The organism is Aurantibacter sp. (genome assembly GCF_042094015.1).
GTDB lineage: Bacteria > Bacteroidota > Bacteroidia > Flavobacteriales > Flavobacteriaceae > Aurantibacter.
The window spans coordinates 1-11,021 of record NZ_JBELDZ010000079.1; the positions used below are offsets into that span (position 1 = coordinate 1).

Below are 11,021 nucleotides of genomic sequence, written 5' to 3' on the forward strand. Positions count from 1 at the left end.
TCAAGATTTTAATTATAATATAAGTTCTTTTACTCCAAAAAAGAATAAATACTACGACTTGATAAAAGCTTTATGTAAAGAGAAAAATGTACATTTGATATCTTTTACAACTCCTATTTGCAAACAGGCTTTGGGCAGTAAAGATTATTTTAAAAATATAGAATCTATATATCCAGAAGTAATCAATTTAGAACATGTAGTTGTTGAAGATAAATATTTTAGTACTTGCGGACATATGAACATTTATGGTGCAGAAATTTTTACAAAATATTTAATTAAACGTTTTTTTTAATGCATATAGCTTATTTAACATCCGAATATCCAAGTAGTCGTGTTAGCCATGCTGCTGGAATAGCTACAAGTATTAAAAACCTAGCTATTGCTTTAGTAGAAAAAGGGCAAAAAGTATCAGTTTATGTTTATCACCAAACTGAAGATGCTATTTATGAAGAAGATGGTGTTATAATTCATCTTATAGCAAAAAGAACTTATAAGTTGTTTACTTGGTATAAGTACCGAAAATTTCTTCAAAGTTATTTAAATAAAGAAATTAAGAAGCAAAAAATAGATATAATAGAAGCGCCAGATTGGACAGGAATAACAGCTTTTATGAATTTAAATGCGCCTTTAGTTATTAGATTCCATGGTAGTGATGCCTATTTTTGTAAATTGGATAATAGAAAACAAAAGTCTAAAAATTTCATTTTTGAAAAACTAGCTATAAAAAAAGCAAAAGCATTTATAGCGCCAACAACTTTTGCAGGAAATGAAACAGCTAAAATATTTGGGTTAGATGAAACTAAAATAAAGACCATTCATTATGGATTGCAATTAGAAAACTTTGAAAACGATTCACCATTGGTTTATAAAGATGGAATGATACTTTATATAGGAACAATAATTAGAAAAAAAGGTGTTTTTGAACTTGCTCATATTTTTAACGAAATTATTAAAACCAATCCTAATGCTGAATTAGTCCTAATTGGATCTGATGCATCGGATATTAAGACTGGTAAAGCATCTACATATAAGTTAATTGAAAATGTTTTTTCTGAACAAGCTTTAAAACAGGTTAATTATTTAGGTAAGGTACCATATAGTAAAGTGAAAAACTATATTAAAAATGCACATGTATGTACGTTTCCAAGTTTTGCAGAAACTTTAGGTATGGTAACTATAGAGTCTATGGCTTTACAAAAACCTGTGGTAAATACAAATATTGGTTGGGCTCAAGAATTAATAAATAACGGAAAAGATGGTTTCTTAGTACATCCAACAGATATAGCTTTATATGCAAAACAAGTTGTTAATTTGTTAGACAATCATGATCTTTGTCTAACAATAGGAAAAGAAGCAAGGAATCAGGTTGAATTAAAATTTGATATTACCAAAAATGCTAGTCAAAATATAGAATACTATACGTCTATAATTAATTCATGATTAATAATTTAAAAAAACATATAGGAAAACAATTAAGAGATTTAAAAGTTTTAAGGTATCATCTAAAACAATTAAATTTTAGCAAAAAAAATCAGAAAAAGCAAATAATAATTTGCTTTAATGGAGTGATTCCTCATGGTGGTTTAGTAGACCGATTAAAAGGAATTATTTCTTTTTATGATGTATCAAAGACTTTAGATTATAATTTTTATATTCAATTTACTAATCCATTTTTATTAAATACTTTTTTAGAACCAAATAAAGTTGATTGGCAAATAAATACGTCTAATGTAAAGTATAATCCATTTAATACAAGAATTATTAACTGTATAAATAATTTCAATTTTAACCCTTTAGAAGTTATTAAAAACTCTAATGCATCAACATTTATTGTTTATGCTAATATAGATTATCTTAAAAAGAACCTTTCAAATCTTTCAGAAGATGAAGTTAATTCTCGTTGGAGAAATCACTTTAATACGTTGTTTAAAACTACAACAACACTCAATAATGCTTTGAATACTATAAAAGATGAAAAGTATAATAGTTTTCATACCAGATTTACAAGTATTATGGGTGATTTTTCTGATTCTACAACTGCTAAAATATCAGAGATAGAAAGAGAAAAACTATTACTTAATTTAAAAAAATATGTAAATGAATTAATGAGTCAAAGCGTAATACCATTTTATGGTTTTTCAGATAGTTCTATTTTTTTAAATTACATTTCAAAAACTACTGAAACTAAAATATTAGAAGGTCAACCATTTCATATGGAAAATTACAATGGCGGAAGTACTTTAGAAGCTCATTTAAAAACAATGTTAGATTTTTTTACTATAGCTAATAGTGAAACGGTTTATTTTTTAAAAGCCGATAAAATGTATAATAGTGCGTTTTCTAAATATGCTGCAATAATTGGAGATAAACCTTTTAAAACCATTAGTGTGTTATGATAATTGCCATACATAATAATGATATTTTAATAGATGTTTTAGACAAAACGTTTGCTAGTTTATCTTTTAAATTTATTAAAACAGAAACTTTAACGGCTTCTATATTAAGATTGTCAGAAGTTTATAAAGACGAATTATTAATATGGTGCCATCAAGACCAAAAATCCGTTTTAAATTTAAATTCTTTAGATTATATTTTTCATCATAAACGTGTATTAGCATCTTTTAATCCTTCAGATAAAAACTACATACACAATGGTATTGGTTATGTAGAACGTTCTTTTTATTTAAAAATAAAAAAAGAAAACACTTTTACAACTTGGTTAATGAGTGATTCTATTGGAGGCATCAATACATCAACATTGTTAGCCCTTAAAAATCTAATAAACCCCAAGAATTCACTTAATTATACTTTAAATTCTATTGCTAAAGCTTCAAATGTATTAGGCTTGTTTTGCTATTCTGAACCGAAGCTAGTTAATAAGAATATTAATTCTTGTAATGAAAAACCTTCTATACCTATATTGTTTAAGTTTGTAAAAGAGCATTATAAATGGGTTTGGACTTGGTATTTGCTTTTAGCATTTATTGTTTTCGAGAAACGTTTTCTATTATTTTCATTTCTTAAAACAATTTTCTCTAAACAAAAACATTTAGATTTTGATTTAGAAACCATTAAGGTTGCCTCTAAAAGACAAGTAATTACTTCTAAAGAAATAGATGTTATTATTCCTACAATGGGTAGAAAGTCTTATTTGTACAATGTGTTAAAAGATTTTTCAACACAAACTATTTTACCTAAACGTATTATAATTGTTGAGCAAAACCCAGACCCAAAATCGGTAACAGAGTTAGATTATATTAAAAAAGAAGAATGGCCTTTTCATATTATTCATAAATTTACGCATCAAACAGGTGTAGTTAACGCAAGAAATGAAGCTTTAAAAGAAGTGAAAAGCGAATGGACTTTTCTTGGAGATGATGATAATAGGTTTAATTCTACCTTAATTGAAGATTTATTTACAGAAATTGAAAACTACGGAACTCAAGTTGGAACAACGGTTTATTTACAACCAAAAGAAGTTCAAACCTATTTAAAAACCGCACAAACGTCTATTTTTGGAGCAGGTAACGCCATTTTAAAAACTAGCTTGTTAGACAATGTTGCTTTTAATAAAGTATATGAGTTTAATTATGGTGAAGATAATGATTTTGGAATGCAATTACGTTTACAGGGAGAAGATGTAGTCTATTTTGCAAGTATAAAAGTAACACATTTAAAAGCTCCAATTGGAGGTTATAGAACTAAAGTGGCACAGGCTTGGGCTAATGAAAAAATTAAACCGTTGCCATCACCAACTATTCAGTTTTTATATCAATCCTATTTTACGTCTAAACAATTATTAGGATATAAATTACTTTTAGGTTTAAGACAACTAAAATCTAAGAGAAGTATTAATATTATTCGTTCTGTAAAACTATTTAATAAGCAGTGGAAACAGAGTCAATTGTGGTCAACTAAATTAAAATAATGATTAAAATATACACTAATCAAACTTTTTTAACAGAAGCTTTTAGGAAACAAGTTTTTCCTTTATTGTTTGATTTAGTTTATGTTAAAAATAAAAAAATAGAAGATTATTATTGTTTAGTAGATGTGTTGGAAGAAGCTGATGTTATAATTTCACCAATTGCTTATCACAAATTTATTACACATAAAAATGAATTTAGAACCTTAAAAGAATTAGCAATAAAACACTCTAAACCTTTATTTGTATATACCGCTGGTGATTTTGGTTATACATTAAAGGATACTACGGTTTTTAATTTTAGGTTAGGTGGTTTTAATAGTAAGCTTAATAAAAATACTTACATATTACCTTCATTTATAAATGATCCTTACATTGTTCTTAATAAAGAGTTTGGAACTGTTTCTAGACCAGAAATTCCAACAATTGGTTTTGTTGGCCACGCAGAATCTGGTTGTAAAAAATATATAAAAGAATTTATTGCATATTTAAAACTTAATATAAAGCAATTAATTAATCCAGGAAAAAATGATTATCAATCTTTTTACCCTTCAGGATATAAGCGTGCTAAATATTTAAAACAGTTAGAAAAAACGGAAGGTATAATTACAGATTTTATTTTTAGAAATAAATATAGAGCTGGTGTTATTTCTAAAATGCAAAAAGAATCAACAACCTACGAGTTTTATGATAATATGTATAATAATGCATATACTTTATGTATTAGAGGTGTAGGTAATTTTTCTGTTAGATTTTATGAGACTTTAGCAATGGGTAGAATTCCAGTTGTAATAGATACAGATTGTAGATTTCCATTAGAATCTAAAATAGATTGGTCTAAACATGTTGTGCTTGTAAAAGAATTCGAAATAGATCACTTAGAATCTAAAATTTTAGAATTTCATAATCAGTTTAATTTAGAGAGTTTTAAATCTCTTCAAATTAGTAATAGAAATCTATGGTTAAATAGTTTACAACGAATTTCTTATTTTAAAGAAATCAGTAGTATATTTACTTCTTAAATTACTAAAAATGCCCCATTTTACTTTAATAATATGTACATATATGCGTGCTAAACCATTATGTGAATTGTTAGATTCTGTCAACTTGCAGAGTTTATACCCAAACGATATTATTATTGTAGATGGATCTGTAGATAGAGAAACAGAAAAGGTTTTACAACTAAATAAATTTAATAATTTGCGTTATCTTAAGGTAGGTAATGCTAATAGAGGCTTAACAAAACAACGTAATTACGGTATTAATAATCTTCTTGAAGAAACTGAAATAGTATGTTTTTTAGACGATGATACAATTCTAGATCCAAATTATTTTGAAGCATTAATAGGTACTTACTCAAAATTTCCTAATGCATTAGGAGTTGGTGGTTATATTACTAATGAAGTTAATTGGGAAAAATCAGACGGAATATCTACTAACTTAAATTTTTATTATAATGATGGTTATAAAAGAACAGAACCATCTCGTTTTAAAACTAGACGCAAATTAGGATTAGAACCAGATGCAAAACCAGGTTATTGTTCTTCTTTTTCTCACGGTAGATCAGTGAGTTTTTTACCTCCAACAAATAAGACGTATAAAGTAGAACAGTTTATGGGAGGAGTTTCTTCGTTTAAAAAATCGATTTTAGATAAACATAAGTTTTCTACTTATTTTGAAGGTTATGGCTTGTATGAAGATGCGGATTATACTTTTAGGATATCTAAATTAGGTGATTTATATGTAAATACGGCTGCTAAATTGGGTCATTATCATAACGCTTCAGGACGACCTAATAAATTTAGTTATGGCAAAATGGTTATAAGAAATGGTTGGTATGTATGGAGAGTACGTTTTCCTAGCCCAACTATTAAAGCGCGAATAAAATGGAATGCTACTGCTTTGTTGCTAACTTTTATTAGAGCAACAAATATTGTAACTACAAGTCAAAAAAAAGAAGCGCTAACAGAAACCATAGGAAGATGTATAGGTTGGTTATCTTTGTTGTTTAATAAGCCTAAATTTATATAATGCGTTTTTTAATTATTTCACATGCGTTACATACAGCATCAGATCATAAGTTATACGCTTATGCTCCATATGTACGCGAAATGAATTTATGGCTGAAGTATGTAGATAATGTAGAAATAGTTGCGCCTGTATCACGTTTATTACCAACAAAAATAGATTTAGCTTATCAGCATAAATCAATAAAATTGACAGGAATTCCGGAAATTGCATTTACATCTGCTAAAAGAATAATAATATCATTATTAGTTTTACCAATTATATTTTTTAAATTAATTAATGCATGTTATAAAGCAGATCACATTCATTTAAGATGTCCAGGTAATATAGGTTTATTAGGTTGTTTAGTTCAGTTTTTATTTCCTTTAAAAATAAAAACGGCTAAATACGCTGGTAATTGGGACCCAAAAGCTCTACAGCCAAAAAGTTATAGGTTTCAAAAATGGATACTTTCAAATACAAAATTAACTAGAAATATAAAAGTTTTAGTTTATGGGAATTGGAAGAATCAATCAAAAAATATTAAATCTTTTTTTACAGCTACATATAAAGATTTAGATAAAATTCCTTTTACCTCAAAAGATTATTCAAAGCAGCTTAATTTTGTATTTGTTGGTAGTTTAGTTGAAGGAAAAAGGCCTTTATTTGCTATAAAACTAATAGGATTATTACAGAAAAGTAATATTAATTGCACTTTGAATTTATTTGGAGATGGCATTTTAAAACCTAAATTAGAGAAATATATAAAGCATAATAATTTAAAAGGAATTACCATACATGGAAATCAAACTAAAGATACTGTTCAAGATTATTTAAAAAGAAGTCATTTCACAATTTTAGCTTCTAAGTCAGAAGGTTGGCCAAAAGCACTCGCTGAGGCTATGTTTTTTGGAGTTATTCCAATTGCAACAAAAATTTCTTGTGTTCCTTATATGTTGGATTATGGAAATAGAGGTTTTTTAATTGAACCAGATTTAGACCAAGCAAGTAAGTTGTTAATAAATGAAATAAAGAATAAAAAACGTCTAACAGAAAAAGCAGAATTGGCTTTAAATTGGTCCCAAAAATATACCTTAGATGTTTTTGAAGAACATATTAAAGCTTTAGTAATTAAATAATGAGAATAGTTCAATTAATAGATTCTTTACAAACTGGAGGAGCAGAAAGAATTGCAGTGAATTTTGCAAATGCTTTGGCTAATCAATCTGTGGAATCTTATTTAGTAGTAACTAGAAAAGAAGGTTTATTAAAGTCAACAATTAATTCAAAAGTTCATTACAGATTTTTAAAGAAAACTAAAATATTTGACTTTAAAGCAATTAAATATTTTAATAAATTCATTAAATCAGAGAATATTACAATTGTACATGTTCATGCATCATCATTTTTTTTTGCAACATTGGCGAAAATTTTTGGCGGAAAATTTAAACTAATATGGCATGATCATAATGGGAAAAGAACAGATTCTACTTTTTTTCAAGGTATAACTTTAAAGTTATGCTCACTATTTTTTTATCGTATTCTTTGTGTAAATAACAAGATGAAAGATTGGTTAGAGAGACGCATTTCACCTAGGAAAGTTTCTGTATTAAATAATTTTGCAGAAATAAAGTCAAATCTAAATAAAACAACTAAGTTAAAAGGTGAAGAAGGTAAGCGTATTGTGTTATTAGCTAATTTAAGAGCTCCCAAAAATCATTTGTTTGCAATAGAGGCATTTCAACTTATTTTAAAAAAACATCCAGATTGGAGTTTACACTTTGTAGGGTCTGATTATAAAGATGTATATTCTACTCAAATTAAGAATTCTATTCTATCAAAAGGATTAGATAATTCTATATTTTTATATGGAGCAAAAACGGATGTAAATTATATTTTAAGTCAATCCCAAATAGGTGTTTTAACCTCTGTTTATGAAGGCTTACCAGTTTCTGTTTTGGAATATGGGTTAGCAAAATTACCAGTAATTTGTACAGACGTTGGAGATTGTAATAAGGTGATAATTAATAATGTTAATGGTGTTTTAATAAAATCAAATAATAAAGTACAATTAGAAAATGCATTATTAAGTTTGATAAATGACACTGAAAAAAGAATATATTTTGGAAAAAATTTGAGCGACAAAATAAATAAAGAATATTCAAAAGAAACAGTAATTAAAACACTTTTGCAGATTTATAATAAAATTAAAAGTTAATGAATCCATCAAAATATTTACAACTTTTATTTATACATATTTTTATAGGTATATTATTATACTTATTTAGAAGTTTAAGCTTTGTTTATTTTATAAGTATTGTTGCTTTCTTTACAATTAAGCTTTTTGGAGCAAATGCCTCAAATAAGCCATATTTTGCTATTTATGCTTGTTGTTATATTGTTGGTTCTGAGGTAATGATTAGAATGACTGGTGGAGCAGTTTTTTATGAAGCCAGTAAATATTTAGTTATAGTTTTCTCTTTAGTTGGTATGTTTTATAGAGGTTTTAATATAAAAGCAGTTTCTTATATTTTTTATATTCTATTTTTAATTCCTGCAATATATGTCACCTTATATTCTGTAGAAGGAGCTTTAAATTTAAGAAAAGCAATTGCATTTAATCTTAGTGGACCTGTATGTTTAGGTATTGCAGCTATTTTTTGTTATGGTTTTAAAGTAAATAAAATTATTTTAAATAAATTATTTCTATACTTAGTATTACCTTTAGTTACTACACTTACTTATATTATTTTATATAACCCAGATGTTGCAAGAATTGCTACTGGAACATCTTCAAATTTTGCAGCTTCTGGTGGTTTTGGACCAAATCAAGTATCAACAGTTCTTGGATTAGGAATGTTTATAATGACAGTAAGGTTCTTTTATTTTAGTAAAACACGTATGTCAAAAATTATAGATTTAGTGTTATTAGCTCTTTTTTCATTTAGAGCAATTTCAACATTTAGTCGTGGTGGCGTTTTTACGGCTGTTATAATGATCTTTTTATTTATTGCATTAATGTTTAAATTTTCTAATAGAAAAGTTAGAACAAAAATAATAGTATCAACTTTTGTCTTTTTAATGTTAGCTGCTTTTACATGGATTTATACCTCAATTCAAACTCAAGGTTTTATTGATAAGCGTTATGCAAATCAAAATTCCGTAGGGCAAGTTAAAAGTGATGTAACAACTGGTAGAGGAGTTTTGTTTCTTAATGAAATTGAAGAATTTAAAAACAATCCTTTTTTTGGGGTTGGAGTTGGTAAAATTAAAGATATAAGATTTCAGAAAACAGGTGTTCATGCAGCTTCTCATAATGAAATGAGTAGAATTATTTCAGAGCATGGTATCTTTGGAATATTAAGTTTTATTATATTATTGCTAGCACCATTATTTTTACGGATTGGATTAAGAAATAATATTTTCTTTTTTTCATTCTATGCTTTTTGGTTTTTAACTATTAATCACTCATCAATGCGTATTGCTGCACCAGCATTTATTTATGCATTATCTTTATTACATGTTGTAAATGAAAAACCTATTATACATAGGAAACAAGTTATCGAACAAGAATAAAACGGTAACTACTATAGAAACATTAGGTTGTAATTTAGAATTATTAGATTACAAAGTTACCTATGCTTCTTCATATAGAAATATGGTTTTTAGATTTTTTGATATGATTATTTCATTAATTAAAAATCGTAAAAAAACAGACTATGTTTTAATAGATACATATAGCACTCTAAATTTTTATTATGCTTATGTAATTAGTCAACTTTGTAGGTTGTTTAAATTAAAATATATTCCAATTTTACATGGCGGAAACTTACCAAATCGTCTAAAGAACTCGCCTAAATTAAGCCAGTCTATTTTTAAATATGCGTACAAAAACATAGCACCTTCTAATTATACAAAAATTAGTTTTGAAGCTATGGGATATAAAAACATTCAAGTCATTCCAAACACTATAGAAATTGAAAAATACCCTTTAATAGAAAAACAATATAAATCTATAAATTTATTATGGGTAAGATCTTTTTCGGCATTATATAATCCAAAATTAGCAGTTTCTATTTTAAAAATTTTGAAAGAAAATGGATATAATGCATCTTTATGTATGGTTGGTCCAGATAATGATGGATCTCTTCAAGAAACAAAATTGTTTGCAAAATCTTTAAACGTAGAAGTTAAATTTACAGGTAAATTAACTAAAGGCGAATGGATAGAATTATCTAAAAAATACAATTACTTTATTAATACAACAAATTTCGACAATATGCCTGTAAGTGTTATAGAGGCAATGACGTTAGGTTTTCCAATTGTTTCTACAAATGTTGGAGGATTACCGTATTTAATAGATCAGAACTGCAATGGTCTATTAATAAGTCCAAATTTAGATAATGAATTTGCTTTAGCAATTATAGAATTACATAATAATAAAAGCAAAAGAGACTTATTAATTGAGAATGCCAGAAAAAAATCCGAAAGTTTTGATTGGCAGTCAGTTAAGAGTTTATGGTTAAATCTCTTAAAATAATATAATATTCTATAGATTACTTCTTAGCGAATAAAACGTAACTTTGTACGCTATATTAGGTTTTCTTATCTAGTTTTATTTCATTTACAAACAAACACGTAATTTAGATTTGACTCAGAACAAAAACATACATTTTGAAGTTTCGGAACGTAAAATACTTTTACGCGTTTTTGACTTGTTTTTTGTTGGGATCTCTCTCTTTTTATTAAACCAAGTTTTTGATTTTAATTATATAAAAATTGATAATCAAAATTGGGTATGGGTTTTTATATTAGGCTGTTATTTAATCCTATTCGGAACTATTTTTGAGCTGTATGATTTGCAAAAATCTAGTAAAATAGAATCAATTACTACCAGCATTGCATTTACAGCATCTACAACAGTTTTATTTTATTTACTAACACCATATTTTACACCATCTTTACCAGATAATAGGTTACAGATTTTATATTTTTTCTTGGCAATTTTTATTCCTTTATTATTTTGGAGATATGCCTATATTACATTGGTTTCATCACCTAGATTTTATAAACGAGTACTTTTAGTAGG

The 11,021-nt window shown here is 26.7% G+C and carries 9 protein-coding genes and 2 pseudogenes; all 11 read left to right on the top strand.

Going from position 1 to position 11,021, the window contains the following annotated elements:
* A pseudogene (locus ACFDSN_RS10280) lies at window positions 1–292 on the top strand (hypothetical protein); the annotation flags it as partial.
* Entirely contained in the window at window positions 292–1,440 is a 1,149-nt protein-coding gene (locus tag ACFDSN_RS10285; protein ID WP_375239765.1) for a glycosyltransferase family 4 protein, read from the top strand. The pseudogene ACFDSN_RS10280 and the gene ACFDSN_RS10285, both read left to right, overlap by 1 nt.
* Window positions 1,437–2,396, top strand: a complete 960-nt coding sequence (locus tag ACFDSN_RS10290) for a hypothetical protein (protein ID WP_375239766.1) — start codon at window positions 1,437–1,439, stop codon at window positions 2,394–2,396. Before ACFDSN_RS10285 ends, ACFDSN_RS10290 begins: the two co-directional genes overlap by 4 nt.
* The gene (locus ACFDSN_RS10295) at window positions 2,393–3,928 is read left to right on the top strand and encodes a glycosyltransferase family 2 protein (RefSeq protein ID WP_375239767.1); all 1,536 of its coding nucleotides are present in this window, start codon (window positions 2,393–2,395) and stop codon (window positions 3,926–3,928) included. Before ACFDSN_RS10290 ends, ACFDSN_RS10295 begins: the two co-directional genes overlap by 4 nt.
* Window positions 3,928–4,947, top strand: a complete 1,020-nt coding sequence (locus ACFDSN_RS10300; protein ID WP_375239768.1) for an exostosin family protein — start codon at window positions 3,928–3,930, stop codon at window positions 4,945–4,947. The genes ACFDSN_RS10295 and ACFDSN_RS10300 overlap by 1 nt, the downstream gene beginning before the upstream one ends.
* Window positions 4,948–4,957: 10 nt before the next feature.
* Window positions 4,958–5,956, top strand: coding sequence for a glycosyltransferase family 2 protein (locus tag ACFDSN_RS10305; protein WP_375239769.1), 999 nt, complete (start codon window positions 4,958–4,960; stop codon window positions 5,954–5,956).
* The gene (locus ACFDSN_RS10310) at window positions 5,956–7,071 is read left to right on the top strand and encodes a glycosyltransferase family 4 protein (RefSeq protein ID WP_375239770.1); all 1,116 of its coding nucleotides are present in this window, start codon (window positions 5,956–5,958) and stop codon (window positions 7,069–7,071) included. Before ACFDSN_RS10305 ends, ACFDSN_RS10310 begins: the two co-directional genes overlap by 1 nt.
* Window positions 7,071–8,150 (top strand): glycosyltransferase, encoded by a 1,080-nt coding sequence (locus tag ACFDSN_RS10315; RefSeq protein ID WP_375239771.1) that lies wholly within the window; start codon window positions 7,071–7,073, stop codon window positions 8,148–8,150. The genes ACFDSN_RS10310 and ACFDSN_RS10315 overlap by 1 nt, the downstream gene beginning before the upstream one ends.
* Window positions 8,150–9,508, top strand: coding sequence for an O-antigen ligase family protein (locus tag ACFDSN_RS10320; RefSeq protein ID WP_375239772.1), 1,359 nt, complete (start codon window positions 8,150–8,152; stop codon window positions 9,506–9,508). Before ACFDSN_RS10315 ends, ACFDSN_RS10320 begins: the two co-directional genes overlap by 1 nt.
* A complete protein-coding gene (locus ACFDSN_RS10325; RefSeq protein ID WP_375239773.1) occupies window positions 9,462–10,472 on the top strand; it encodes a glycosyltransferase family 4 protein in 1,011 nt (336 codons plus the stop codon). Before ACFDSN_RS10320 ends, ACFDSN_RS10325 begins: the two co-directional genes overlap by 47 nt.
* Before the next feature lie 109 nt (window positions 10,473–10,581).
* Window positions 10,582–11,021: pseudogene (locus tag ACFDSN_RS10330) on the top strand (sugar transferase); the annotation flags it as partial.

Bases quoted from the DNA above. Each gene is read 5' to 3' on its own strand.
- ACFDSN_RS10295 (WP_375239767.1), top strand. From the start codon at position 2,393: ATGATAATTGCCATACATAATAATGATATTTTAATAGATGTTTTAGAC.
- ACFDSN_RS10315 (WP_375239771.1), top strand. From the start codon at position 7,071: ATGAGAATAGTTCAATTAATAGATTCTTTACAAACTGGAGGAGCAGAA.
- ACFDSN_RS10310 (WP_375239770.1), top strand. From the start codon at position 5,956: ATGCGTTTTTTAATTATTTCACATGCGTTACATACAGCATCAGATCAT.
- ACFDSN_RS10290 (WP_375239766.1), top strand. From the start codon at position 1,437: ATGATTAATAATTTAAAAAAACATATAGGAAAACAATTAAGAGATTTA.
- ACFDSN_RS10320 (WP_375239772.1), top strand. From the start codon at position 8,150: ATGAATCCATCAAAATATTTACAACTTTTATTTATACATATTTTTATA.
- ACFDSN_RS10285 (WP_375239765.1), top strand. From the start codon at position 292: ATGCATATAGCTTATTTAACATCCGAATATCCAAGTAGTCGTGTTAGC.
- ACFDSN_RS10300 (WP_375239768.1), top strand. From the start codon at position 3,928: ATGATTAAAATATACACTAATCAAACTTTTTTAACAGAAGCTTTTAGG.
- ACFDSN_RS10325 (WP_375239773.1), top strand. From the start codon at position 9,462: ATGAAAAACCTATTATACATAGGAAACAAGTTATCGAACAAGAATAAA.
- ACFDSN_RS10305 (WP_375239769.1), top strand. From the start codon at position 4,958: ATGCCCCATTTTACTTTAATAATATGTACATATATGCGTGCTAAACCA.